The sequence below is a fragment of the Methylacidiphilum sp. Yel genome, from assembly GCF_004421185.1.
Taxonomy (GTDB): domain Bacteria; phylum Verrucomicrobiota; class Verrucomicrobiia; order Methylacidiphilales; family Methylacidiphilaceae; genus Methylacidiphilum.
The window spans coordinates 41,415-65,908 of sequence record NZ_LXQB01000067.1; the positions used below are offsets into that span (position 1 = coordinate 41,415).

Sequence of the window (24,494 nt, forward strand, 5' to 3'; positions counted from 1 at the left end):
TCAACTTTATGGAGTTTGCACTGCCAATTCTTCTTCAAATTGGCTGTATCCTTTTTCTTCTAGTTTTAAAGCTAGCTCCTTTGTTCCACTTTCCACTATCCTTCCATTGACCATTACATGGACACGATCTGGAAAAATATAATTAAGAAGTCTTTGATAATGGGTAATGAGTAAAATACCCATATGAGGGCCTTTCAAGGAATTCACTCCGTTAGCAACGATTTTAAGGGCGTCAATGTCTAAACCACTATCCGTTTCATCAAGAATAGCATACTTTGGTTTTAAGATAGCCATTTGAAGAATTTCGCTCCTCTTTTTTTCTCCTCCAGAAAAACCTTCGTTAACATATCGGGAACTAAATTTCCTATCCATAGCTAGTTTTTCCATAGCGGCATACAGCTCTTTGTAAAAATCGGTGATGTTAAGCGTCTTTCCTTCAGGAAGCCTTGCTTGTAAAGCCGCACGAAGAAAGTTAGCTACCGTCACTCCAGGAATCTCACAAGGATATTGAAAGGCCATAAACAATCCCTTTCTCGACCTTTCATCTGGGGCAAGATCAAGGATGGGTTCTCCATCCAACAATACTGTTCCCGAATAGACTTCATAATCGGGATGTCCCGTTAACAATTTTGAAAGGGTGCTTTTTCCTGACCCATTCGGCCCCATGATAGCATGAACTTCTCCTGGATTGATTTCCAAAGATACGCCTTTAACAATCTCTTTTCCTCCAATGCCTCCGTGAAGATTTTCTATTTTTAAGCTCATAATCTATTCCTACTATAGAGCTAAAAGCATGCCAAGTTTTTCCTCTAATTATTCAGGTTTTTTCTTAATTTTGAATGGAAGAAATACTACAATTATGTACAATGTATAGAAAATAACATTACAAAAGAAATTACTTTATCATTTTTATTTATTATATTTTTTCTCTTTTTCTTTTTCTAAACAATGAGGTTATTGTTTTTGCTTGACGATCGGATAATATAAAGCATGCTAACTCCACGCGCAAAGTTTTAGAGGGTTGGCCAACCGATTCTATTCTTCTAGCCAAGTCACCTGTTCAGTGTGTGGATGTAGGGTATGAGGAGGGGACCCTTTTTAGGAAAGATGGGAGACAACGGGGCGTAGCTCAGCCTGGCTAGAGCACCTGCTTTGGGAGCAGGGAGTCGCAGGTTCAAATCCTGTCGCCCCGACCAAAAAAGCCTTTTAACGTTTCTAGAGGAAGATATTTACGCGTTTGCTTTCCCAGAGAGAAGAGCTTTTGAAAATCAGAAGTTAGTGTTTTGTCCAACAGGCGTCGACTTGGTCCAATTTTATATACGATTTGGTTTCATCAAAATCGTTTAACGAAGGCAGTTTTTCAGTGTGAGGAGAGCGGATAAAATCCATTCTCTCAATGGATTGATCCAATTTTGTTTCCCTTTTGCCTCTCTACAAGCAAGGACCAAGTTATTTGAGGCAATGATAATAACGATAAGTTCCGCTGTTGCTGTATCCATTGATGCCGTTATTGCCGCTGGGCATTCGCTGCATTTCAAAATTTCGGTGAGTGGAAAAGGCTTTTTTCATTGAATGGCCGAGCTTGGCTCTGTTTTTCGAAACTATCACTCAAGAGGCTTTTTCTTTTTTGAAGGGGAAGGATCAACAGTAGTGGATTTCGTTGAATGGCTTGCTAACTTTATAGCGCTTATTTTTTTCTTGCTGTGGACCAAGGGTTTTGTCGAATGAGGATGTTTAGAACTATGGGTAGTGGCTAGCCTTTTGGAAGCCAATTGGGAATGACCCTTTGAGTTAGTAGTTGGAGCCATGTTTCTAGGATGCTGTTGGACAAGGAGATAATTGCTTTGGGTTAGAGTTTTTTGAGGAATCGTTCCTGAAATAGCTGTGTTTGATCTTGTCTCAGAAGCTACTGCTATTGCTGGTACAACCTTGATGGAAGGTTCTTCTTGGATAGGGAAAGAAGCCACTGATTGAATTCTTGGCTGATTATAAAAATGAAAACTTGCTAAAATCTCTTTAGGAACCGGCTTTTTGAGTGATTCTTTCTGAATATATACTGGAGTGTTTTCTCCAACCAAATCGTAAAGTTCAAGGACATCCCTATTTTTCATTCTTATACACCCATAACTGACAGGCTGTCCGACAAGCGGTTCTTGATTCGTCCCATGGATAAATATTCCTCTATAAAAGGAATTTTTATTCTGAGAATCCAAACCTCTAAGCCAAAGAATTCTTGTCAATATGCTGTCATGATCAAAAGCCGGATTTGAAGGATCATAAGCAGTCAATTTAATGACATCCCCAGTAAATTTCCTATGGTAAAACTTGCCGCCCAAAGGAATGCCATCCCCTATTTTTTTTGCAATAACAAACCTCCCAATGGGGGTTTTATAACTATTCCATTCATCCCCAATACCGTATTTAGAGGTGGATACAAGATAATAACGGTGGGATTCTCCATTTTTGCCTACATTTTGAATCAGTTCCATTTTTTGATCATGAATGCTCACCCGGATCAAATTGGAAGGAAGTGCCGAAGAAAGTTGTTTTGACTTTTGTGTGTTATTTAGAGCGCATCCTCCCAAAAACAAAGCGGATAGAACGGTTGCATAAAAAAAACGTGGGAAAGAAGATTTTTGCATTTTTACTCATTTTATGGAATAAATGCCATTTGGCAATGAATTTGTCTAAGTTTTTTCCCTGACTCGACGAGCCTAAGGCCATACGGATCAAGGAAGAGAAAAGATAACGCGGGAAAAGAGGCTATTTGTAGCTTAGAAACACTAGTAAGTTTAAAGTAAGACAGAGAGAAGCCAAGTGTGTGGAGCCAAAAGGGCTATCAGGCAAAAAGAGCTTAGCCCAAAGAAAAGGAAGAGAAGCCAATGGCAGTTAACTTGGGACATATCATTTGTAAGAATTTTTAAGGGCTAAAAACATAGCATTCAGCAGGCTCTCAAATTTCATTGACAACTGTATAGAGCACATTAAAAATCGGAGCATGGCTAAAATTAAATGTCCTTTTAAAGCTTCTGAAATTCCTGAAGGAGGGGCTAAATGCATCGAACTGGAGGGAAAAAAAATAGCTATCTTTTGTTATAAGGGAGCATATTATGCTCTTGATGATACATGTCCCCACGAAGGAGGTCCTCTGAGTGAAGGATTTCTGGAAGAGGGGGAAGTGGAATGCCCGTGGCATGGTGCACGGTTTAGTTTAAAGACAGGAGATGTTCTTTGTGGCCCAGCAACTAAAGGAGTAACAGCTTATCATTGTCAGAAAATAGGAGAAGACTTAGAGGTGGAGATTTGAATTTATTTTTTGGCCTCAAAATGATATTTGAATGATACATGGCCAAAAAGGTAGTCATCGGATGTCGTATTGCTGGTTATCCGATTTCAGCGATTGGGATTAATCTGGTCTTTATTCAATGGGCATATGCCTTTCGGAACCTTGGGTGGGATGTTTGGCTTTTAGAAGAGATCACCCAAGAGAGTTTGCCAAAAATTAAAAATTATAATCCCAAACAAATCCTGAAATTAGGTTTAAGCCATTGGAAATTAATTACTTCCTATTTTGATTTTGTCGAGCAATCTACGATTTTTATCAATGGGGAAGCAGAAAATCTCGATGCCTTTCTGCATTTTGCAAGGGAAAGTTCTTTTCTTTTAAATATTTCAGGGCTCATACGTAATAAGAACCTTCTTTCTGCCTTTAAAAAAAGGGTTTATCTGGATTTGGATCCTACCTTTACACAGATATGGGCTAAGGGGTATGGCTGTGATATGAATCTGGAAGCCCATGACATTTTTTTTACAGTTGGCCTTTCTTTAAAAGAGGATGGTAAGAGAATACCTTTTACGGGGATCAATTGGATTCCTACTTTTCCCCCAGTATGTTTAGAGCTGTGGCACAAGTGGCTAGGCGGCAAAAAATGGTCAACAATCACTCATTGGTGTGGCTATCCTGAAGTAAATTGGGAAGGTAAGGTGTACGGGAACAAAGCCAGTGAGTTCGAAAAGGTTATTGAGCTTCCTCTTTTTTTTGATGGGAAAGTTCTTTTTCAGATTGCTTCGGATCTGCAAGAAGACCACGAAATTCGCAACCGTTTTCTTTCCAAAAACTGGGATATGCTCAGTGTTTCAGCTATAGCCTCAGATTTTGAAAGTTATAGAAATTTTATCGGCGCCTCTCGGGGAGAATTTTCTGTAGTTAAAAATGGCTACTGGTTAAGCGATTGTGGTTGGTTTAGCGATCGAACAGTATGTTATTTGGCAATGGGAAAACCAGCAGTAGTTCAGGATACTGGTTGGTCAAGGATCATCCCTACCGGAGCGGGTCTTTTGGCTTTTACGACGATCTCTGAAGCGATTGAGGCCATAAAAAGGATTGAAAAAGATTACGCTTACCATTCTATGAAAGCCAGAGAATTAGCCGAAAGCCTATTTGATTCGGTCAAAGTAGCTCAAAAAATGGTTGAACAAATAGAAGGATCAGAGAAAGGAATGCCTGTTTAGTTATGAAAAATGGATAAATAAAAAGCTTTTTCTTTCTCAGAAACGAACGCATGAGGAGTTTTGTAAAAGAGAGTCACGCATTGGGACCTTACCCAGCCATTCTGGCCATTCATAAATTCAATTTTGTACCATCCTAAATAGGCTTTTATGACTCTAATCACTGAACCTGCTTTTACGGGTAGGCTTTGTTGTTGGACTTCTGTTGGAACCGACCGCAAAGGGGTATCCTCAACAAGCATCCCGGCATTGGGGGTTGCAAAAATACCGTATGAAAAAAATTCTAATAAAGAAAGACTGCTTATAAAAGCCAACACCAATACAATGCTAAAGCAAAAGGCTGGAATTCTGATTTTCTGGTACAGATGCAAAAGCAAAATACATAAGAAAAAGAATAACAAAAAGATACTTATAGCAGCTACTCTTTCCCATTCTCCAGGAGATAGAAAGATTTTTAAGCTGTTGAAATAGCCTTTTTTCTTGAAAGAATGAATATGAGTATCAGCCTCAGGGTTTTTATTGATTCCGACAGTCAAATTCCATCTAACAGAAGCATTGCGAGGGGCTAATAGGAAAGCTGCTGTCCATTCTCCTAAGGCTCTTTGCCATTGTTCTTGTTGTGAAAAGGCTAACCCAAGATTATTTCTTGTTTTCCAATCCAGAGGTTGTACTAGGGTTTTTTTCTTCCAAATGTCAATAGCCTTAGAAAACTCCCCTTTTTCATAGCAGCGGTAAGCCTCTTCAGAAGTAAACGATTCGACCTTTGAATCAGAAGGAGGATCAGCCAATGAACAAAATAGAAGGGAAGAAGCAGAAGAAGGAAGCCTTTTGTTGCTTGTAAAAGAAAAGGGCAGCGGACCACCTGGATTTTTTGATCCTTTTAAATTGTTTGTTAAAATACTAGAGAACAGCCCGACGAAAATACTCAGGGAAAGGAAGGGAAGGAAGTTTGCCGTGGTAAAGAATTCTTTTAAGGGAATCTTAGCTTTGGGCAGTTTTCGAGCTAGCTCTTGTGCCTCATCAATCCATTGTGATGAAGGAGTAGAGAGTCGACCAAACAAATAAAGCTGGGACTGATTCCACAAAGCTGCCCATTTTTTAGCCATGACAGAGTTCTTTAGATAGTCCTTTATAAGCTGTTTTTCAATAGAGTCCTCATCTGGGAAAGGATAAGGAATATCCCAAAACTCTTTAAATGCTTTTTGCCAAAGTAGGAGATACCTATAAATCTCCTCATTGGTCTTTGCTTTAGCAATCGCTTGGGGGATTGTCCTTAAACAATGACTCGCTTTTTTTTTCTGGAGCAGTAAGGGTTTGTGGGCAACACGATCCCAGCAAAGCAAACACCAAAGAAATAAGAATATAAATGCAAAGAGTAGGCTTTCTTTGCCAAGGTCCCATGGGGGAAAAGGAGCCAAGCCTTTTTCCATACCAAGGAGAGGGCCTGTTGGTAACATATCTAGAGGATAGCCTGTATTAATCGGCTGAGAGCGATCAGTCAGGAGCTCTAATTTATTATCTGGAGTCTGGTTTGAAAGGGAGGATTTTTTCACAGATAAATGGATAGGATCAGATTTTATTGTTTGATATTCCCCTTGCGTCACCTCAAAATAGGTAAAAGAATAGGCAGGCAGATCTATTTCTCCAAAAATATCAGGTATAAGAACTAACTCCATTTTCAGAACCCCAGTAAACAAAGACTCGGGGTCTATTTGACGAGACGGCAAAGAATTTATAATTCTTATACCCTTACAAGGGGGATATTCCGGTAGTTTCCAGGGAACTGCCCAATTCCCTGTCCCTTCTATTCGTATCGAGAGAGAAATCGGTTCGCCTTGAATGGCTTCAACGGGGTTTACCTTACAGGAAAGTTTAAAGGTTCCTATTGCTTCAGAAAAATCAGGAGGCGCTGCTGGGAGTGGAGCTATTTCAATGACTTTGGGTTCGGTTGTGGAGTGGATAGGTTTGACAATAGGTTGAGAAAAAAGACCGCGCCCGAATCTCTCTATTTCCAAAGTAAGTTGCTGACTGATTGGAGGCAAAACAATTTTGCCCGCTTTTAAGGATAATAAAGTGGTTGTGTAGCGTATACCGCTCGCATACGTTCCGTTGGCATTTAAAATCACTCGTTGAGGTTTGCCCCATCGGTTGGAAAGAAAATCCTTTGGATCCCATTCAGGTTGACTTGTTATATCTAAAAAAGTTCCTGAGCGGGTTAAGAGTCTATATTCTATGACAAAAGGCTCGCCTTTCCATAAGGTTCTTTGGGGGACAAGCACTTGAGCATCTACGCCATCAGCCGATATAGGAGCTATTTCTACTTCTTTTACTGTAAAGGAAATGGGGGGGATTTCCACAAGTCCATGGTCTGTGGAAATTAAAAACGGAGGAATAATATAATTGCCTGGTTGGTGGGGAATAATAGGAAAGTCGTATATAAGCTCTTTACGGCTATTTCGGCTGATGGATGGAGCCTCTATTTCCAAAAAGGCGACTTTTGGTGGTTTCACTTCATCTTGAGGAGAACAATTTTCGAAAACAAGCAAGAGATGTGCAGATACCCCAGGTTCCAACTTGTCATTTAGGGGTAACCAATGAGCAGAAAAGGCCATTACATTGCCTAGCGTCATGACATTGAGCAATGTATAAAAACAACAAGCTAGGACAACCAATCGGATCTTACCAATCGGGATCTTCCAAATAAGAATCGTTTGTCTCACTTTCAATTTGACGCATTCTTTTGAAGAATGTTGATGGGTTATCTAGCTGTTTGATTTGCCTTAATTTTATCTCTTTTTCTGTCTCTTCTCCAGTTGAATTTTCTGAATCGGAAGAGAGATTATCAGGAGTAAGAGGAGAGTTTTGAGTTTGTTTTGATTCGCTAGTTACTGTTGATTCTTTTTGTTCCTTTTTAGAAGAAGGAAAAGCAGAGGGATTTTTTCCTAAAGAAAGATTATCTTTCGAAAAGCCTTGTTTTTTTTCTTTTAGATCCAACCCCCTTTTCCTGAGATTCGAGTCGGACATAGGTTCGGACAGAGCGTTATTTTCTTTTTGATTCTGGGCTGGCTCTGTCTTTTTATTTGCCATGTTTGAAGAAGAGCCATTCTCTTCAAGAAGTTTTAAAAGTTCTTTTAAATAGCTTTCCCAATAGGGAAAATTGGGATCGAGCAACTTCCCCAATTCCACAGCTTTTATTCCATCTTCAATCACCCCTGTGGGCAGTTTGCTTTTTTTCCCGAGCTCAATGGTTGACTGGGCAATCATCACACAATCATTTTTTGTCAATTCAGCCTTTTTACTCACTGCTTCTATTCTAGCAATGAACGTAGAGTAAAGTTCTCTATCTATATTGGCTCCTTGTGCCGAGCAGAAAAAAAATAAAAATAACAACAAGGAAAGAAGAAAATGGCCTTTAATTTTTTTCCCTTTTGCACCGAGTTTATTAACCATAATGAATCTTTCATGACGAGGAAATTCCCAATAAAAACTTGCTATGGCCAACAACAATGCTGGTAAAAGGAAGCAAGTATATTGTTCTGCAAGTACTTTCATTTTTTCTTTATTTTTTGAATACTCTGGACTCTTTACCATCTTTTGAACCAAAGGGACAATGTCAAGCCACTTATCAGCCTGGACATAGATACCACCAGTAGAGTGTGCAATAAGTTCCAATGAAGAAGGATTGAAAAAGCTGACTATAGGCTGACCATTGTAATCTTTATAGAGAGACCCATTGGTATTTTTTATTAATGCCCCGTTAGAGGAACCAATGCCGATGGCTAGCACTTGAACACCATATTTTTTCAATTCAGTAAGTTTTTGTTCCCATTTCCCTCCATGATCTTCGCCGTCACTGAAAAGAATAAGTATTTTTTTATGCCTTTCTTCGGAAGAGAAAAAAAGGAGCACTTCATCCATCATGGCAGCAAAACTTGTTCCTCCATTTGGGAAATCATCTAGGGACAATCCAGAAATCATTTCTTGGATCAAATCATAATCAGTTGAAAAGGGGACTTCTATAAATGCATTTCTAGTAAAAGCGAGCAATCCGACTCTTTCCCCTTGAAGTTTGGCAACAAAATTGGAAGCAAGCAATTTTGCTCTTTCCAGTCTAGAAGGAACGGTATCTTCTGCTAACATGCTTTTGGACACATCTATAGCCAAGAGATAATCGCTGTTTGATTGAAGCAGCTCTATGTCTGTTTGACCCCATTGGGGTCTTGATAAAGCAATAATAAAAAGAATTGAAGAAAGGAGGAAGAACCAGGGAATAGGAATCTTTTGGTTCACTTCTCTTTTGATTTCTACTCCTTGACGGGAAAAGAAAACTTTGAATAAGTGGGCAAAAGTGGCTTTTGAGACGGAGTTTTGATGATAATATAAAAATAAAAAAAGAGGCAAAAGCAGCAAACCAAAAAGGATTTGGGGATTTTTAAACTGCATCTTATTTCTTTAACAATTTTCCATGAACGCTCATCAATTTAGTCAACAACGGTTGTAAAAAAAGTCGCTCTACCTAATCGAATCCTCTGCAGCAATATTCATCGGATTGTTTTGTTTTCTTAAGCTTTCTATGTATTTCAATCTTTCTGAAAATTCTTTTTCTTTTCCGTGATTCGTTGGAGAGTAAAAAGTTCCTGGATTAATCCCGTATCGTTGAGGGCTGATTGCTTCCCTAAAATCGTGGCTGTAGAGATAGCCTATACCTCGACCCATTTTGGTTGCCCAAGAATAATGGGTATCTTTTAAAAATTGAGGGACTTCAACTCTCTCCTTTTTCTCCACCCATTCCATAGCTTTATTTATAGCGTTGTAGGCAGAGTTGCTTTTCGGAGACAAACAAAGATAAATAGTTGCAAAAGCAAGGGGAATCCTTCCCTCAGGCATGCCAATTTTTTCAATCGCATCGAAGGCCCCCATTGCCACAGTTAAGCCATTGGGGTCTGCTAACCCAATATCTTCGGTCGAAAGGATCACTAGCCTTCTAGCAATAAATCTAGGGTCTTCGCCTGCTGCAAGCATTTTGGCAAGCCAATAAATAGCAGAATCTGGATCGCTGCCACGCACTGATTTAATAAAGGCCGAGATTGTGTCATAATGTTCATCTTCGCCGTGATCATAGCGTGGAGTTTTTTTCTGGATTAGATTTTCAATGACATCAATACCAATGATTAAGGGTTGTTTATTTTCTTGAAAAGAGGAGAGAACAGCCACCTCAATGTAGTTAAGTAGGCATCTTGCGTCTCCCTCACAAATATCCAATAATAATTCTTGGGCTGCTTTATCAATTTTAGCTTCATAGTTGCCAAGTCCTCTCTCTTTATCAGTGAGAGCAAGGTTTAGGAGAATTTCTAGCGATTTTTTTGATAGAGCTTTAAATTCGAAAAGTTGGGAACGGGAAAGCAATGGGGCTGTTAAGTAAAAACTTGGATTATGAGTAGTTGCTCCTATTAGTTTAATGATGCCTGTTTCCAAATCTGGAAGGAGAACATCTTGTTGCGATTTGTTAAATCGATGAATCTCATCGATAAAAAGCAGTGTCCCCCTTTTTTGTTCTTTCCAGCGTGTCGAGGCTTTGTTTAGAATTTTTCTTAAATCAGCTACCCCAGATTCCACCGCGTTGAGTCTTTCAAAAAAACATTTCGTTTTTTTAGTGATAATTTCTGCCAGTGTCGTTTTTCCTGTTCCCGGGGGGCCAAATAAAATGATCGATTGAATCCTGTCTGCATCTATTAGTCTTCGAAGGGGCTTCCCGGGCAAAAGAATCTCTTCCTGGCCAACAAGCTCTTCTAATGACCGAGGACGCATTTTTGTTGCTAGAGGAGCTGTCGGACTAATGGAATGTCTCTCTTCGTTTTCCTGCCAGTCAAACAATTCTTGCATTAATCGAAATAGAATCAAAGAAAATAGAATATGCAAAAAAGAATTTCTTGAGCAGACAAAAAAAGCCTATTTGCGAATCACTCCAGTTTCGACTCGGCGGTTTTTGGCATAATCGGCTTCCGTATGTCCAATGGCTGCAGGCCGATCTTTCCCATAAGATATGGTATGTATTCTTTCCGGAGCCACTCCTAGTCCCACTAGATATTCCCTAACGGCAATGGCTCTTCTTTCCCCTAGTCCACGGTTATATTCTTCTGTTCCTCTTTCATCACAATGTCCAGCAAGAAGAATTGAATCTCCTGGATGCTCATTCATCCATTGGGCTATTTTTTCAATTTTTCCTCTCTCGGTAGCAGGAATAGCAGAACTGTCGAAGGCAAAATAGATCGTTTGGTCTTTAAATGGTGAATAATCAACATCAAAATCGGGATTGAATGCTCCTCGAGTTGGTAAAGGAGAACTTTCAAGAAATTCTTCTTCTGCTGTTGGTTTTTCTTTTCCTTTAGGGTGTTTGGCGCATCCTGTCCAGCTGATAACAAAAAGACAAGCAAACAAGAAAAAAAGAAAAGAAGGGTTGCTTTTAGCAAAACGGAGAAGTCTTTTCATAATACTGCCTGAGGAATAAAAAAGAGAGAGGATAAAGGGGTGTATTTTCAAATTTTTTATGATTTTTATGGCTAATCACTAAACCTTGTAAAGGCAAAAAGAGTAGACTTTTTGAAAATTATGGAGAGACCGCCGGCTGATAACAATTTTTCAGTTCACAATCAATTTTTAGAGTTTGTCGGCTGACTGTATCCAATAAATACAAAGAGCCATGTGATTCATAAACAAGATGGCGTGAATTTGGAGTCCATGATGGATCTTCTCCCCCTTGCGTTGTAAGAATCGACGCTTCCTGTTTGTTTAAATCATAAACTCCAATCTGAAACTGACCTCCAATCCTTGCACTAAAAGCAATTTTTTTCCCATCCCTTGACCAGTCTGGCTCTGAACTGTAGGTGTTGCCTGTAATCAGTCGTCTTGGGGTTCCTCCTTCTGATGGAATTATGAAAAGCTGAATACTTCCTCTTTCATCAGAGGTATAAACGATCTGACTCCCATCTGGAGACCAGCAGGGGGATGTGTTTGTGGCTCTATTCCGAGTAAGTTGTCTTGGAGTACCTCCCTCTATGGACATGATATAAATTTCTGGATTGCCATCTTTGCTCAGGGTTAAAGCCAAATTTTTATCATCTGGGGAAAAGGAAGCACCGGAATTGACTCCAGGGAAAAAGGCGAATCGAACCCTGGAATGCTTAGAAAGTTTGATTAAGTAGACGTCAGGATAACCGCTTTTATAGGAAGTATAGGCGATCATCGTACGATCATGACTCCATCGCGGATGAGCGCTAATGGTTTTATCAGAGGTTAGCCGCTGTAGACTTGCTCCATCCATGTCCATCAAGTAGAGCTCTTTAAATCCAGTATCAGATGATATAAAGGCTATTTTACAGTTAGCAAAGCCTTTAACCCCGGTTAATGCTTCTAAAATGGAATCTGAGAATAGATGGGAAGATTGCCTAATATCTCCTCCAGCAAAAGTTTTATGAATGAGTTCCTCTTTTTTGGTTCTATCTAGAAGGATGCCTTCAAGAACATTACCAGAAATTCTCCCTGAAACTATATAGCGTTCGTTACCCGCAGTACTAACATCTATAAGCATGGTCTGAAGCAGGTCTTTTGAGATTATTTTTTGACAGGCTTCAGCCTCTTTCCCAACGAATGATCCCAAGGATAGTTTAACTTTGCCACCGGTTACTTCAACCTGCGCATAGAGCTTACCAAAAAGGATAATAAAAAAATAAAAAATTAAAAAAAGTGGGGTCATTTTTAAAAAAAGATCCTTATTTTTATGTGGCCTAAAATAGGCTTTCCATTGCGTAAACCCTTTGTTCTTTCGTATGCTTACCATGGATTGATAGGCTGTTGTCTATAGAGTTGGGAGTTGATTCTCTTTCTTGGAAAGGTATGCCTTCCAAAGATGTTTGATTCGATAAGAAAAATCCCTTCTGCTTGAGTTTGAAAAAACACTCTTGGCAGTATAGAACAATTTCTACAGTCATGCACTAAGTCTTGTCCTCTAATTGGAGGAATGCGTTTTCTTTTAGACATTTCCACTTTAAGAAATCGGTAGAAAAGGAGAAAGAACTGAGTGTTTATTAATGTCAAGTGTTGACTGATACCCTGAATAGCTTTCTTTAGTTTTTTTATATCCTCCTTCCAGTTTGTCAAGCGCATTTCAACTATCCTATGTAGGATGAGACGATAGGCGATGAGCCCCAAGTAAGGAAAAGATTCATTCTGCCATTTGGAATTTGACAGTGATTACTTCTGGTATAGAAGAGGGCCTTGGTTCGCCTATGCTTTCGAGTTTTTTTACTGCCTCTAGGGCGCTTTGATCAAATTTTTCGTTTCCGGAACTTTGAAGAAGCTTAAACTGTCGAACCTTCCCATTGCTCTCCACTATCATTTCAATAGTAGCAGAAAGTCCAAGTCCCAAAAACTCTACTGGTTGGTCCCATAGAGAATATAATTTTTCACGAATAAGCAAATAATATCGTTCATAATCCCCTGATTCGGAGCCGGGCGTTACCGATTCATTCTTAGCTAAATTCTGGTTTTTGTTTCCTTTTTCTTCCAGTGAACTAGTTTTAGGATGGGTTGGGATTTTTCTCGTGACTTCGGTTAGATCGGGCACAACTGTATGCTTCAGTTGAGGCAAAGAATCGGATCTTTTTAATTCTTTGTCGGCAACGGAATGTTTCCGTTGAGAACTTTTGATAGGGTTTCTGTTAGATGAAAATTTGGAATGACTCTCTTCTGCGATTCCAAAAGAAGAAGCGTTGGTTTTTTCTGCTTTTTTAGTCATTTCTTTTGGGATATTGTCTGCATGCAATTTTACATCTGAGGGCTCATGGGAAGAAGAAGAAGGCATGAATTGGAAATAGGAAGTTTTTGGTTGAGTAGGTTTTTTAAAAGCATGGAGTAAAAAAAAACAAAAAATGATAGCAAGATGAAGACTAGCAACTAGGAGAAATATTTTCCAAAAATGGTGTCTTTTGTGCAAATTTTTATTTTTTTGACTATGCGTTACATACATAGGCTATTAGGTAAAGAAACAAAAGAGAGCAATGTATAAGACTACAATATAGGCCAACAGAGTAGAACCCAAATGGTAGTTTTTTTCTCTACTATCGGATTGTTTACTTTTCATCGACATTGTGAACAAGGCCTATTCTTTTTATTCCAGCTTTTTCAAGTATTTCTACAAAAGGCAAAAATTCTTCATACTTTAGATCCTTGTCCATTTTAAGAGATACAGTCAACTCAGGATCTTTTTGTATTCTTTCCAAAAGTATCTTCTCTAGATTATGCTTATCCACTGGGATATTATTACATACTATTTTCCCATTTTTGTTTATTTCTAAAACTAAGGGATTTTTAGAAAAAGTGGATTCTTTTTTGGAGTTGAGAGATGGCAGAGAAATGTCGAGATTTTGTTCGAGTAACGGAGTAGTAATAAGAAAGATAATCATTAAGGTAAAGGCAAAATCAAGCATTGGGGTAACATTCAGTTCTGAAAATCCAGTATAGCGCCATTTACTTGAGAATTTTTTCATCTTATCTGGCTCTCTTACAAGATCAGATGGAGTCCTCCGCCACAAATCTTTTTTCTATTTCACTTAAGACTTCCGTTCCGAAATTTTCCAAATCGATAGTCAGGGCTTTGATAGTAGCGACAATGAAGTTATATCCGAAAAGTGCAGGGATAGCAACTAAAAGACCCATTACAGTAGACAATAGAGAGCCTGAAACCCCAGGAGCCATCGTAGCCAAAGTGGCTTTCCCAGAAAGAGCTAGATCGCCGAACGCGTCCATTACTCCCCACACTGTTCCTAATAAGCCTATAAAGGGGGCCCCACTGGCTGCAGTAGCAAGTAGAATCATTTGGTCTTCTAACTGGAGTAGCTGATTGCCAATTTCTCTTTCAATAGCTCCTTGAATTAATTTGAGAGATTTTTCTGGAATTTTTATTTTTAAAAGAGATTTTTCAGAATATCCCTCTATGGGATCAGATAGTCCATGGTATAGGTTAAACAATTCTTTACATCCACTCATATATATGGCGTGATGGGGAGAGCCTGGATAACTTTCTTTACTTAAAAAAATGCCTAGCCATTTTGAGGAGACTTTCAACTTACGCAAAAATTTTCGACTCTGTTTTTTGGCCGAGTGGATTTGCCAAAGTTTTATTAAAAGTACGGTCCAGCTAATAGAGGAAACACCCAAAAGGAATAGGAGAATGAGCTTAGTTGCTATGGTTGCTTTTTCAAAAGCAAAAACCAAACCAGAGGTTTGAAAAAAAACCGCGTTCATTCTTTTTGTTGCAAGTGGGTAGTCAAAGAGAGAAAGGTTTTTAAAAAATAAAGCAAAGATCCTTCTTTTCTCAAGACATGAATTACTTTGGTAGATTTTTAATTGTTTGATTGCTTTTTTTTTAAAACATTTTAATCTTTTTGCCTCGGAGATTGTTTTAAATCTCCTTTGATGAAAGGGAAAAAACCAATCATTTATCCATTCTACCATCTGAGTGTAAATAAAAATAAAGGCTCTTTTTCTCTTGTTGCTATAGACGACCAAAATATCAGGCAAAATTGGCAAATCAGATATTTGTATCTCCAGAAAGAACTGGAGACTGTCCAAAGCAAACTGCAAAAGTTTCTATCTGTTGAAAAGCCCCAATATACCATTTGGCTAGAGTCGACCTTTCCCAAAGAAACAGCCAAATTAAAAGATATCGAACTAAAAATAAATGACTTAAAACAATTTATATTTGAAGTGGAACTGGATAGTTTGTTGCATAACCGCAGTGTAGCTATTTCGTATCATTTTCTTTTGCAGAAAAAAAATAAGAAATTACCCAATATAGTCTCACATGTTGCTTGTGCAGATAGTCTTCCAAACAACGAAAAAACAGATGAGATCCCAGACAATAATTGGAAAAGAAATTCTCACGACTCCAAGATTAAAGCAGCATTTAGGACGATAGCTCGGCTTCTTCATCCTGACGCTAACAACTCCGTTTCTCCAGAGAAAATGGAAAGGTGGTATGCTGCTCAGATGGCCTACAAAGCAAAAGATTTAGAATTACTAGAATCTCTCTGTTACTTGGAAGAAAAGCAACCCGAGGCTCTCCCAATCGCTATCATTCAAAAAAGAATTGTCGTATTGGATAAAACGCTTCAAAAAAAAAAGAAAGAATTGGAAGGATGTTTGGGCCATCCAGCTTGGGGATTTTCTCTGTGCCAAATCGACAGGCAGTATATTCGAAAAATAAAAATTTGGATCAATGAAAAGATAAAGGAAAAGAACAAAGAATTTAACAGATTGAATGATAAAATGAGGGGTTGGAAGTTAGAAGCCAATCGCCTCCTTCTTAAAAATAAAACAAAGAAGAAGCGTAGTAAGAAAAAACTCTCAAAGAAAAAATAAAGATTAGCTCGTTATTTTCTGGACATTTTGGTTCTAATTATTCAAATTAAATCACTTGGTGGTTTCCTAAGTAAACAGAAAGAAACAGGTCAAAACTCTTAGAAAACTGTTTTTTCAATGTGGTTTCATTATTAAATGGCTGTATTAAATAGAGTTCCTATCGAAATAGAAAAAAGGCTTTTACTTGCTTCTATTTTAGGATTTTTCTGGGGTTCTGCCATTGGCACATTTTGTTGGGTAGGGCTCTTCAATGCTATAGAAGAAAAGATTGTTCATTTAGAGGAATACTTACCCACTCCTGCCAAAGACGCACAGTTCGTTTTAGTAGAAATTGATAGAATTCCCGTTGATCGGCCTTGGCCATGGCCTCGATTAGAATATTCCCTTTTTTTAAGAAGTTTGATTCCTCAAATGCCTCAAAGTGTGGTTTTGGATGTTTTATTTACAGATCGAGGGCCAAGACTTGATAGTTTTGACGAAACATTCCGGTCATTAATCAACAGGTTAAATAGGGTATGTTTTGCAGGGGCTGCCCTTAAAACAGAGTCATTGGCGCCTCAACAGTTTCTCTTTGAAAAATTTTTGGTTCGTGGAAATCCAAGCCTCTTACCGAAGTATGGATCGGCATTCTGGCCCTCGACTGATCTGACTGAAGGCAATCCAGTAGGAATCAATAACCTAGGAGTTGGCGCAAAACGCAAAATCAGAGCTGTGCCTCTTTTTTTTCAGCTCAAGGACAACTTAGTTCCTTCTCTGACTTTAGTTGCTGCTGCTTCTTACATGCAAGCATCCATAGGAAATTCAGAAGCAAGGTTGAATAAAGCTTTTCTTTTGCGCAACTCCACAGGAAACATTTTAAGGAGAATTCCATTAGATTCGGAGGGACGAATGCAGTTGAGATATAAGCGTTTCCCCTCTGGAATCATTCGAATCAAATATGATGATTTTTTGCTTTATGCTGATCAAATGGCTAGAGGGATTAAACCGGCTTTTGATCTTAATTTGCTTCATGGAAAGCAGATATGGCTTGGGGTGACTGATCCTGCTGTTATCAACTGGGTGGAGACGGATATGGGGAAGATGAGTCCTGTGGAAATCAAATTAGAAGCTGCAAGACAGATAGTCCAAGGAGATTTCTTAAGAAGAACACCTAAAGGAGTGGCCTTTGTGTTCCTTTTTTTATTTTCTGTTTTAGCTCCAAGGTTATTTGTACGCTTTTCCTTTCTAAAAGCTTTAGGCTTATTTTTGGTGTTATTTGGAACTGTTGTGGGCACTTCCGTTGCAGGATTTATACTATTTAACCTAGTATTCCCTTTAGCTTCTTTTCTTTTTGTGTCTTTAGGGGTTATATTATGTGGACTCTCAGCTCGTTTTTGGAAATTCCATGTGATTTCCTTAAAATCTCCTCATTTGGAAAGAGTAGAAGCTGCCTTAGAAAGAATAGAGAAAAAGTTCTTGCATGATGGATCAAAATTTAATCAATGAACAACCCTATCATAAGCGTTCAGGATGTATCCAAATGTTATTGGAACGGAGAAGTACAAACCATGGCTTTGAGGAAAGCAAATCTAGAAGTTTATCCTGGACAATCTATCGCTCTTGTTGGGCCTAGTGGCTGTGGCAAGAGCACTTTGCTACACTTAATTGCCGGAATTGATACTCCAACCCAAGGGGAGATTTATGTTGATGGCTATCCCTTTCATTTGTTAAAGGAAGAAAAATTGGCCAAGTTGCGAGGCAGTATCCTTGGTATTGTATTCCAATTCTTTAATCTGCTTCCTACTCTTACTGCCCTTGATAATGTTATGCTTCCTGCCCTCTTGCAGGGTGTCTCTCCTGTGGAAGCCTCCTCTAGGGCTAAAGAGCTATTGGAACAAGTAGGCCTTTCTCATAGATCCCATCATTACCCTCATCAGCTCTCTGGGGGAGAGATGCAACGAGTTGCTTTGGCTCGGGCTTTGGTGATGAAACCAAAAATTGTATTGGCTGACGAGCCTACAGGTAATTTAGATTCAGAAGCGAGCCAAAAAGTCTTATATCTTCTTAGAAAACTCGTAGAAGAATATCACCTGACCCTACTTATGGTTACCCATAGTATGGAAGTGGCAAAAGCCACTGACAGAATCTTGCAGATGAAAGACGGCTATCTGATCTCTTAATACCAGATACGGAGTTTAAAATAATGGGTTTATTGAAGATTTTTTTTCATCATAGCTTTCGGTATTTCATAAGCCATCCTTATCTTTTTTTATTGAACGTATTTTGTATTGCCTTGGGGGTAGCAAATTTCGTAGCCATTCAGGTGATCAACCACTCGGCATTGGAATCATTCAAGTCCTCGATCGATCTTGTTGCGGGTAAAGCCAACCTAGAAATTGTTGCTGAGAGTTATCCTTTTGATGAGAAGATTTTAACTGATGTTCTGAAAAAACCATATGTCGAAGTGGCTACCCCCATTCTCGAACAGGTGTCCCTGTTGGACAAATATCCTGGAGAATATCTTGATGTGGTAGGAGTGGATTTTCTCACTGATCAACCTATTAGGAATTTTGAGTTGGCATCGGCTGTAAACAAAAAAGAGGATATTCTCGATTTTTTGAAAGATTCTAGAGCTGTAGGAATAAACAAAAACTTGGGGCAAAGACTTAGTATAAAGCTAGGGGATACCATACAACTTCGGACTCCCGAAGGGATTGTGAGATTAAAGGTGCATTCATTCTTGGAGATGGAATCAGGGGCAATCGGTTCTGACGAACATCTTGCGGTGATGGACATTGCGAATGCCCAGGAACTGTTCCATATGCCTAACAAATTGACACGAATCAGCTGTCTCGTCAGATCCCAAAGCAATCGTATGGAAATCGCCCGAGCTCTTCAAGAGGAGCTCCCCTCCTCGGTAATTGTACAGACTCCCGAGAAAAGAACCTTAAAGGTTGAAAAAATGCTTGGTTCTTTCCAGCTTAATTTAACGGCCCTTTCTTTAATTTCCTTGTTTGTTGGAATGTTTATAATTTATAATACTGTTCTTGTAGGGGTCGTCAGGAGAAGGTCTGAAATAGCCTTATTGCGTTGCCTGGGTGTTGGACCAAAAGCAATCATCATCGCATGTCTTGGAGAATCATTGCTAATAGGGCTGTTTGGTATTGCTATTGGTATAGCGGCTGGCTACATCCTTTCCACTAAGCTTATTAGATGGGTCTCTTCCAGTCTTACTTCTCTTTATCTTTTATCTAGTATTGAGCATATCTTTATTTCTCCCATCCAGTTTATTCTTGCAGTAGGAATGGGGCTATTAGCTGTAGGAGTCGCTTCCCTTTTCCCTTCGATGGAAGCTTCTAAAATTCCTCCTTCTCATGCCTTTTCTGTAGCTACTTTGGAAGAAAAAGTACATAGATTTGGATTTTTTTGGTTCGTAGGCGTTGGCCTCTCCCTGTTGCTTGCGTTTCTCTTGTCTTATTTTAGTTTTAAAGATAACCTTTCGGTTCTTAGTTTTGGAGCTGCGCTATTTACCATACTTTCTTTTGCTTTCCTCTCTCCTTTGGTTTGTCAACTCATCGTTCGGTTGTCGCAACCTAAGCATATTGTCTTGAAGCTGATCGTGTCGCATTTTAGTAGATCTTTGCATCGAAATGTTTTGACCGTTGCTGCTCTTCTTACTGCTCTTGCGATGGTCATCAGCGTTTCCATCATGATAAAAAGCTTTCGTTACACAGTTGATGGATGGTTAAAGCAAAGCGTTAGAGCCGATTTGTTTGTTACAACTGCAGCGAATCTGGTTAGTGGTATCCATCAATCTCTTTCAAAGGAGGCGGAAGCACTGATCGAAAAAGATAACCGAATAGAAACCGTGGACCGGTATTATGAATTTAGATCTGAATTTAGGAATTCTCCCATAAAAATTTCCTCGATTTCTTTTCCTGTGGCTGCAGAAAAAAACAATCTAGAGTTTAGAAGAGGAAACCCTAAAGAACTTTTTAGACAAGCAGCTGGATCCAATCGAATATTCATCAATGAAAGTTTGTCGAGAAAATTTGGTCTTAAAGAAGGAGATATGATAACTCTTAAGACAGGTTTAGGAATGATCAACTTTGAAATTTTTGGCGTTTTTAAGGATTTTACGACCGAATTTGGCCTTGTGCTGCTCGATCGACAAACCTTAATTAGATTTTGGAATATCAATAGCAGCAATAGTTTAGCTTTGTATTTGAAAAATCCAAAGGAAGCACAAGCAGTAAAAAAAGACTTAGATAAAAAGCTTCAAGTAGTTGGAGATTACATCGTGTATTCTAATGAGCAACTAAGAACTGAAATATTTCGGATCTTCGACCAAACTTTTTCTATCACCAATCTACTAAAGATTACCAGCTTACTGGTCTCGGCGGCGGGAATATTTTTTAATTTATTAATTCTTTCTTCCGAAAGAAGTCGAGAAATAGCAGTCATGCGTTCGATTGGTGCTTCTAAATCGATGGTTTTTACACTGGTAATTGGTGAATCTGGTCTTGTGGGCATGATTGCTGCTTTTCTTGGGGTCATAGCTGGATTTGCCCTAGCCGTTGTGTTGACTTATGTGATTAACAGGGCATTTTTTGGTTGGACTATCGACTGGTCAACTCCTTGGGCCATTATCTTCTGGTTACCTTTTGCCGTTCTTATCATTGCTATCATGGCTTCTCTTCTGCCTGCCTATCAGTTATCCAAGGACAACATTGCAAAAAATCTGAGGATGGAATAAATGTCTAGTTTTCAAAAATATTTTTTTCTTTTTTTCTTGCCTATTATAGCCTTCTGCTGCTCGGATTTTTGGAATCCAGGAGCCTTTCTATATGCCCAAGGAGAATGGAAAATAGTGGATCAACCATGGGCATGGGTTTTCCCAAGAGATCATGGAGCCCATCCCGAATTTAAAACAGAGTGGTGGTATTTTACTGGGAACCTCTATGGAGAAAACAGAGAGCCTTTTGGATTTCAATGGACATTATTCAGGCAAGGTATTTTTAGTTCTCCCCCCCAAAAAATAAGTAAGTGGGGGCTCAGAGATATTTATTTTGCTCATTTTGCTTTGAGTGATATTCGGAAAAAGAAGTTTTATGCTTATGAAAGAGCTGATCGAGGAGCTTTGGAACTTGCAGGCGTCCTAGAAGGAAGCATGGGTGGATGGATTAGAGGATGGGAACTGCGAACTATAGACAACACAAAAGATAAGTTTCATATCCATGCTAAGGAGGGCGAGATTGCCATTGATCTTAATCTAGAAGCTTGCAAACCTCCAGTTTTACATGGTGAAAATGGACTGAGTAAAAAAGCCGATCAAAAAGGATGTGCTTCCTATTACTATTCCTTTACTAGGCTCATGACCAATGGATCAATTCGGATCTCAAACAAAGAATGGCTTGTTCATGGGACGAGTTGGTTTGATCATGAATTTACTACAAATTCACTGGGAAATAACGAAGTGGGTTGGGATTGGTTTGCCATACAGCTGGATACGAATGAAGAACTTATGCTTTATTGTTTGCGGACAAAAGAAGGAGTTTTCGACTCGAATTCCGGAGGAACATGGGTAGGGAAAAATAATGTTCGAATTCTCAAAAAAGAAGATTTTAGCGTTGAGCGAACTGCTTTTTGGAAAAGTCCCCACACCAAAGCAACGTATCCAGCTAGTTGGAAGATTAAATTATTTGATCCTCCGATTGAAATTACAGTTACACCCAAAATGACTTCCCAAGAGCTTGTTCTGCACCAATTAGGTTTTCTTGCTTATTGGGAGGGAGCCGTAAGCGTTGAAGGAAAAAAAGAGGGCATGCCTGTCCATGGAGAAGGGTATGTCGAACTGACAGGATATGCTTCCCCCTTGCAAGAAGCTTTTGGTTATTCTTTACAAACCCAAACGGAGCCTCAATAAGATCTCGACTGCCCTTTAAAAATTGTCCTTTATAGATAAAAAGTCAGCCCACGGCTATTCAGTTTTTATGCAACATGAGGAACGGATATAGTGAAAAAAATCAGAGAGCCTTTTAATACCTATTCGCATATTTTTGGGGCCATACTTTCTGTCATAGGCGTTGAAGTTCTTTTCTTTAAAGATTTGCGCAACGCTATCAATCCACTGGATAATCTGATTTACGGACTCAGTTTGACCTTTATGTTTGTCTCCAGTAGCCTCTACCATTCTTTAGATATTACTTCTAAAATGCTTCCCTCCTTTAGAAAACTAGATCATTGTTCGATTTATATTCTCATTGCGGCTACTTATACTCCTGTTATTGTAAAAGCTGCCGATAAGGAATATAGGATTATGCTACTTGCCCTTATGTGGTCAATAGCGATAACTGGGATTCTTATTAAAATTTTTTTCCCCTATCCTTCTAGATGGTTATATACAGGATTTTATCTGGGAATGGGTTGGGTAGGGATTTTGTTTTTACCGAGAATCCATCTTTCAAAAGTTTCTTTAGATTATGCATTAAGTGGGGGAATAGTTTATACAATGGGTGCATTCAGTTACATTCTCAAATGGCCTCAAAGCCGGAATTTTAATTTCCATAATCTTTGGCATCTAATGGTTCTCCTCGGAAGCTTTTTTATGTATCTGATGGTCTACTCATTAGTTCCTTCATAACAGATGGCATTTTTTATAACCGGTGAAACATTGCCATATATGGGTGAAGGCATTGGAAAAAGATTCAGGTTCCGTTGCTAATTTGAAGTTGATCCAGGAAAAGGAATAAAAGTTACCTTCTGCAATTTCTTGAGGATTCAGTTGAAAGGGACCGTTTGAAAACCCTAAATAAACCCAAATAAATTCATTTCCTGTCTTAGTATCCGCAGATAATTTGAAAAGTTTAATTAATGGTTGATCAAGTTGTAAACCAAGTTCTTCAGTTAACTCCCTGTGAGCTGCCGTATCGTAATCTTCTCCCGAAAGCACATGACCACTGCAAGAGGAATCCCAACAATTAGGATTTACATCCTTCAGAGGAGATCTTTTTTGAAGAAAAACTTCATTGTTTTGATTCTGTAAAAGAATATGAACAGCACGGTGCTTAAGTTTTTTCAAATGCACATTCTGCCGAGTGTCTTTCCCAATGATCTTATCTTTGTCATCAACGATATCAAAATATTCTTCCATAGTAATAAATAGCTTCTTGATGCTGGAATTAAAACTGCTTAATAAATTTATTGAAATGAGCCCAAAAATCACTCACATAACCGAAAAAGATATTGAAATTCTAGCACAAAAACTTGGGAAAAACCAAAAAGAAAAGATAGCTTTAATCCATCTCCTCAAGCAAGAACCTGAGAAGATTGACCAGATTTTGGATTTTGAGTCCATAAAAAGATATATCCTTGAAGCTCCGAGTCCTATCCCCATATCTGCTCAACTCTATTTTCACTATTTAGGTAAACTTGCTTTGGGTAAAAGAGGATTGAAAAATCAAGAATTAATTTCCTATATTACAAAACTTCTTATGCGATTTTTGAAAATGGACTCGTTCGTCCCTTTCTCCCGACTAGGGAGTCGAAGAAATTTTCTGAGAATGTCTGATTTGCTTTTATCTTTGGAGAAAACGGCAGATTCCATGCAGGCCTATCAACTCCATCATTTTATCGCCGATTATTCTCTATTTGTTTGTGGGCTATTTAAAGAAAATATAGAACGATGCTGGAATGGATCGCCTGGCATGGAATTTTATGAAGGCCTTGGCATGAGGAGTTATGCCCTAGCGGCAAGTTATCCGGAAGCCCAAAAAAATAGCTTGCAAGGTATCTTTTCCTTTCTTTCTTCTGCCTTTAAAGAAGTGCGATTTGCTTTGAATGAAATTCAGGAGCAGTTTTTTCACTTTTCTGATATATCTCCTTAACCCTACGATTTATAGAAAGAGTTCCTTTTTTTTTCCTTAGTTCTCTTTGGATATTACCATGTGATTCCAAGGGAAGAACCTTTCTTGTTGTTGGAATTATGATTTTTTTGACATTCCCTCCATATGGACTTATCCGCAATTATCCCCTTGCTTCTTGTAGAGGCTTCCTGTTAAAGGGATAATCATGGGCTCAGACGGTGAGTATAGGGCTAAGGTTTTGTGGATTGGTGTATTTTTTGTTCTCCTCCTCATTGTAAACGGCTGTCGTTCTGTGCGAATATCTCCCCAGCAACCCAAGCTTTATGATGTTAATGTTTCTGTAAATGTAAAAAGCCCACCTATTCAGCAACCTTTTTATTCTTATCATTCCATTCAGGAAAGGAGAAGAATGAGAATGGGTGAAGTTCAAACATTGAAAAACAACAGAATGATCGGAGAAGGAAAAGACGGCTATCTTCACGTAGTGAAGAGCACCGAAGATGAAGAATACAGAAATTATATTCAAAAAATCGTTGACGAAGAGAATCGTGACAGACAAATCCTCTATAATTTAGAAGCAAAAAGAAGTGGCAAGGAGATATCACAAATAGAAAAAGAATATGGGCAAAAATGGCGATCTAGAGCCTTCAAGGGAGAAATGATTGAAGAGGAAGAAGGATGGAAGACAAAAACAGAAGACCTCTTCTAAAAACAACTCTTTGG

At 38.8% G+C, this 24,494-nt stretch carries 23 protein-coding genes and 1 tRNA gene; 11 read left to right on the forward strand and 13 right to left on the reverse strand.

Annotated elements, in window-relative coordinates; genetic code table 11:
* Positions 1 to 6: 6 nt before the first annotated feature.
* The gene (sufC, locus tag A7Q09_RS09095; protein ID WP_134391140.1) at positions 7 to 765 is read right to left on the reverse strand and encodes a Fe-S cluster assembly ATPase SufC; all 759 of its coding nucleotides are present in this window, start codon (positions 763 to 765) and stop codon (positions 7 to 9) included.
* 353 nt (positions 766 to 1,118) lie between these two features.
* Here sufC and A7Q09_RS09100 point away from each other — a divergent pair.
* A tRNA-Pro gene (locus tag A7Q09_RS09100) sits at positions 1,119 to 1,196 on the forward strand.
* A gap of 147 nt (positions 1,197 to 1,343) precedes the next feature.
* Here A7Q09_RS09100 and A7Q09_RS10560 read toward each other — a convergent pair.
* Both A7Q09_RS10560 and A7Q09_RS09105 read right to left on the reverse strand, forming a co-directional pair.
* Entirely contained in the window at positions 1,344 to 1,499 is a 156-nt protein-coding gene (locus A7Q09_RS10560; RefSeq protein ID WP_166791972.1) for a hypothetical protein, read from the reverse strand.
* A gap of 105 nt (positions 1,500 to 1,604) precedes the next feature.
* A complete protein-coding gene (locus A7Q09_RS09105; RefSeq protein WP_134391141.1) occupies positions 1,605 to 2,642 on the reverse strand; it encodes a L,D-transpeptidase in 1,038 nt (345 codons plus the stop codon).
* Between the two features lie 356 nt (positions 2,643 to 2,998).
* Here A7Q09_RS09105 and A7Q09_RS09110 point away from each other — a divergent pair, with 356 nt between their 5' ends.
* The gene (locus tag A7Q09_RS09110; protein ID WP_134391142.1) at positions 2,999 to 3,307 is read left to right on the forward strand and encodes a non-heme iron oxygenase ferredoxin subunit; all 309 of its coding nucleotides are present in this window, start codon (positions 2,999 to 3,001) and stop codon (positions 3,305 to 3,307) included.
* Between the two features lie 38 nt (positions 3,308 to 3,345).
* Positions 3,346 to 4,512 carry a glycosyltransferase gene (locus tag A7Q09_RS09115; protein WP_134391143.1) on the forward strand — a complete coding sequence of 389 codons (1,167 nt, stop codon included), beginning with the start codon at positions 3,346 to 3,348 and terminating at the stop codon, positions 4,510 to 4,512.
* Here A7Q09_RS09115 and A7Q09_RS09120 read toward each other — a convergent pair.
* The 9 genes from A7Q09_RS09120 to A7Q09_RS09160 all read right to left on the reverse strand — a co-directional run bounded on the left by A7Q09_RS09120 (position 4,509) and on the right by A7Q09_RS09160 (position 14,811).
* A complete protein-coding gene (locus tag A7Q09_RS09120) occupies positions 4,509 to 7,229 on the reverse strand; it encodes a BatD family protein (RefSeq protein WP_244228639.1) in 2,721 nt (906 codons plus the stop codon). The genes A7Q09_RS09115 and A7Q09_RS09120 overlap by 4 nt on opposite strands.
* Positions 7,189 to 8,952 carry a VWA domain-containing protein gene (locus tag A7Q09_RS11045; RefSeq protein WP_244228635.1) on the reverse strand — a complete coding sequence of 588 codons (1,764 nt, stop codon included), beginning with the start codon at positions 8,950 to 8,952 and terminating at the stop codon, positions 7,189 to 7,191. Before A7Q09_RS11045 ends, A7Q09_RS09120 begins: the two co-directional genes overlap by 41 nt.
* Positions 8,953 to 9,021: 69 nt before the next feature.
* Positions 9,022 to 10,392, reverse strand: a complete 1,371-nt coding sequence (locus A7Q09_RS09130) for a replication-associated recombination protein A (RefSeq protein WP_134391167.1) — start codon at positions 10,390 to 10,392, stop codon at positions 9,022 to 9,024.
* A 66-nt stretch (positions 10,393 to 10,458) separates the two neighbouring features.
* Positions 10,459 to 10,998, reverse strand: coding sequence for an OmpA family protein (locus A7Q09_RS09135; RefSeq protein WP_134391144.1), 540 nt, complete (start codon positions 10,996 to 10,998; stop codon positions 10,459 to 10,461).
* 118 nt (positions 10,999 to 11,116) lie between these two features.
* Positions 11,117 to 12,262, reverse strand: coding sequence for a DPP IV N-terminal domain-containing protein (locus tag A7Q09_RS09140; RefSeq protein WP_134391145.1), 1,146 nt, complete (start codon positions 12,260 to 12,262; stop codon positions 11,117 to 11,119).
* A 77-nt stretch (positions 12,263 to 12,339) separates the two neighbouring features.
* Positions 12,340 to 12,672 carry a hypothetical protein gene (locus A7Q09_RS09145; RefSeq protein WP_134391146.1) on the reverse strand — a complete coding sequence of 111 codons (333 nt, stop codon included), beginning with the start codon at positions 12,670 to 12,672 and terminating at the stop codon, positions 12,340 to 12,342.
* A 58-nt stretch (positions 12,673 to 12,730) separates the two neighbouring features.
* Positions 12,731 to 13,303: a TonB family protein gene (locus A7Q09_RS09150; RefSeq protein ID WP_208526731.1), complete on the reverse strand. Its 573-nt coding sequence runs from the start codon at positions 13,301 to 13,303 to the stop codon at positions 12,731 to 12,733.
* Positions 13,304 to 13,637: 334 nt separating this feature from the next.
* Positions 13,638 to 14,054, reverse strand: a complete 417-nt coding sequence (locus tag A7Q09_RS09155; RefSeq protein ID WP_134391148.1) for a biopolymer transporter ExbD — start codon at positions 14,052 to 14,054, stop codon at positions 13,638 to 13,640.
* Positions 14,055 to 14,076: 22 nt separating this feature from the next.
* Positions 14,077 to 14,811 (reverse strand): MotA/TolQ/ExbB proton channel family protein, encoded by a 735-nt coding sequence (locus A7Q09_RS09160; protein ID WP_134391149.1) that lies wholly within the window; start codon positions 14,809 to 14,811, stop codon positions 14,077 to 14,079.
* A gap of 171 nt (positions 14,812 to 14,982) precedes the next feature.
* Here A7Q09_RS09160 and A7Q09_RS09165 point away from each other — a divergent pair, with 171 nt between their 5' ends.
* From A7Q09_RS09165 to A7Q09_RS09190, 6 genes are all read left to right on the forward strand, one after another.
* A complete protein-coding gene (locus A7Q09_RS09165; protein WP_134391150.1) occupies positions 14,983 to 15,927 on the forward strand; it encodes a hypothetical protein in 945 nt (314 codons plus the stop codon).
* 135 nt (positions 15,928 to 16,062) lie between these two features.
* Positions 16,063 to 17,412, forward strand: coding sequence for a CHASE2 domain-containing protein (locus A7Q09_RS09170; RefSeq protein ID WP_134391151.1), 1,350 nt, complete (start codon positions 16,063 to 16,065; stop codon positions 17,410 to 17,412).
* A complete protein-coding gene (locus A7Q09_RS09175) occupies positions 17,409 to 18,086 on the forward strand; it encodes an ABC transporter ATP-binding protein (RefSeq protein ID WP_134391152.1) in 678 nt (225 codons plus the stop codon). The genes A7Q09_RS09170 and A7Q09_RS09175 overlap by 4 nt, the downstream gene beginning before the upstream one ends.
* Positions 18,087 to 18,109: 23 nt before the next feature.
* Complete coding sequence (locus A7Q09_RS09180) at positions 18,110 to 20,662, forward strand: FtsX-like permease family protein (RefSeq protein WP_134391153.1); 2,553 nt, start codon at positions 18,110 to 18,112, stop codon at positions 20,660 to 20,662.
* Positions 20,663 to 21,832 (forward strand): lipocalin-like domain-containing protein, encoded by a 1,170-nt coding sequence (locus tag A7Q09_RS09185; RefSeq protein ID WP_134391154.1) that lies wholly within the window; start codon positions 20,663 to 20,665, stop codon positions 21,830 to 21,832.
* 90 nt (positions 21,833 to 21,922) lie between these two features.
* Positions 21,923 to 22,549, forward strand: a complete 627-nt coding sequence (locus A7Q09_RS09190; protein ID WP_134391155.1) for a hemolysin III family protein — start codon at positions 21,923 to 21,925, stop codon at positions 22,547 to 22,549.
* Here A7Q09_RS09190 and A7Q09_RS09195 read toward each other — a convergent pair.
* On the reverse strand, positions 22,544 to 23,059 hold the full coding sequence (locus A7Q09_RS09195; RefSeq protein ID WP_134391156.1) for an NUDIX domain-containing protein: 516 nt from the start codon (positions 23,057 to 23,059) through the stop codon (positions 22,544 to 22,546). The two genes, A7Q09_RS09190 and A7Q09_RS09195, sit on opposite strands and share 6 nt — an antisense overlap.
* 55 nt (positions 23,060 to 23,114) lie before the next feature.
* Here A7Q09_RS09195 and A7Q09_RS09200 point away from each other — a divergent pair, with 55 nt between their 5' ends.
* Positions 23,115 to 23,792, forward strand: a complete 678-nt coding sequence (locus tag A7Q09_RS09200; RefSeq protein ID WP_134391157.1) for a hypothetical protein — start codon at positions 23,115 to 23,117, stop codon at positions 23,790 to 23,792.
* A 184-nt stretch (positions 23,793 to 23,976) separates the two neighbouring features.
* On the forward strand, positions 23,977 to 24,480 hold the full coding sequence (locus A7Q09_RS09205) for a DUF1318 domain-containing protein (RefSeq protein ID WP_134391158.1): 504 nt from the start codon (positions 23,977 to 23,979) through the stop codon (positions 24,478 to 24,480).
* The last annotated feature ends 14 nt before the right edge of the window (positions 24,481 to 24,494 follow it).

What these genes read in the sequence shown, in the direction of transcription:
- A7Q09_RS09205 (WP_134391158.1), top strand. Translation starts at nt 23,977, where the DNA reads ATGGGCTCAGACGGTGAGTATAGGGCTAAGGTTTTGTGGATTGGTGTA.
- A7Q09_RS09165 (WP_134391150.1), top strand. Translation starts at nt 14,983, where the DNA reads ATGAAAGGGAAAAAACCAATCATTTATCCATTCTACCATCTGAGTGTA.
- A7Q09_RS09180 (WP_134391153.1), top strand. Translation starts at nt 18,110, where the DNA reads ATGGGTTTATTGAAGATTTTTTTTCATCATAGCTTTCGGTATTTCATA.
- A7Q09_RS09145 (WP_134391146.1), bottom strand. Translation starts at nt 12,672, where the DNA reads ATGCGCTTGACAAACTGGAAGGAGGATATAAAAAAACTAAAGAAAGCT.
- A7Q09_RS09150 (WP_208526731.1), bottom strand. Translation starts at nt 13,303, where the DNA reads ATGACTAAAAAAGCAGAAAAAACCAACGCTTCTTCTTTTGGAATCGCA.
- A7Q09_RS09105 (WP_134391141.1), bottom strand. Translation starts at nt 2,642, where the DNA reads ATGCAAAAATCTTCTTTCCCACGTTTTTTTTATGCAACCGTTCTATCC.
- A7Q09_RS09160 (WP_134391149.1), bottom strand. Translation starts at nt 14,811, where the DNA reads ATGAACGCGGTTTTTTTTCAAACCTCTGGTTTGGTTTTTGCTTTTGAA.
- A7Q09_RS09115 (WP_134391143.1), top strand. Translation starts at nt 3,346, where the DNA reads ATGGCCAAAAAGGTAGTCATCGGATGTCGTATTGCTGGTTATCCGATT.
- A7Q09_RS09195 (WP_134391156.1), bottom strand. Translation starts at nt 23,059, where the DNA reads ATGGAAGAATATTTTGATATCGTTGATGACAAAGATAAGATCATTGGG.
- A7Q09_RS09185 (WP_134391154.1), top strand. Translation starts at nt 20,663, where the DNA reads ATGTCTAGTTTTCAAAAATATTTTTTTCTTTTTTTCTTGCCTATTATA.
- A7Q09_RS09140 (WP_134391145.1), bottom strand. Translation starts at nt 12,262, where the DNA reads ATGACCCCACTTTTTTTAATTTTTTATTTTTTTATTATCCTTTTTGGT.
- A7Q09_RS09135 (WP_134391144.1), bottom strand. Translation starts at nt 10,998, where the DNA reads ATGAAAAGACTTCTCCGTTTTGCTAAAAGCAACCCTTCTTTTCTTTTT.
- A7Q09_RS09155 (WP_134391148.1), bottom strand. Translation starts at nt 14,054, where the DNA reads ATGAAAAAATTCTCAAGTAAATGGCGCTATACTGGATTTTCAGAACTG.
- A7Q09_RS11045 (WP_244228635.1), bottom strand. Translation starts at nt 8,952, where the DNA reads ATGCAGTTTAAAAATCCCCAAATCCTTTTTGGTTTGCTGCTTTTGCCT.
- A7Q09_RS09170 (WP_134391151.1), top strand. Translation starts at nt 16,063, where the DNA reads ATGGCTGTATTAAATAGAGTTCCTATCGAAATAGAAAAAAGGCTTTTA.
- A7Q09_RS10560 (WP_166791972.1), bottom strand. Translation starts at nt 1,499, where the DNA reads ATGGATACAGCAACAGCGGAACTTATCGTTATTATCATTGCCTCAAAT.
- A7Q09_RS09175 (WP_134391152.1), top strand. Translation starts at nt 17,409, where the DNA reads ATGAACAACCCTATCATAAGCGTTCAGGATGTATCCAAATGTTATTGG.
- A7Q09_RS09130 (WP_134391167.1), bottom strand. Translation starts at nt 10,392, where the DNA reads ATGCAAGAATTGTTTGACTGGCAGGAAAACGAAGAGAGACATTCCATT.
- sufC (WP_134391140.1), bottom strand. Translation starts at nt 765, where the DNA reads ATGAGCTTAAAAATAGAAAATCTTCACGGAGGCATTGGAGGAAAAGAG.
- A7Q09_RS09200 (WP_134391157.1), top strand. Translation starts at nt 23,115, where the DNA reads ATGAGCCCAAAAATCACTCACATAACCGAAAAAGATATTGAAATTCTA.
- A7Q09_RS09110 (WP_134391142.1), top strand. Translation starts at nt 2,999, where the DNA reads ATGGCTAAAATTAAATGTCCTTTTAAAGCTTCTGAAATTCCTGAAGGA.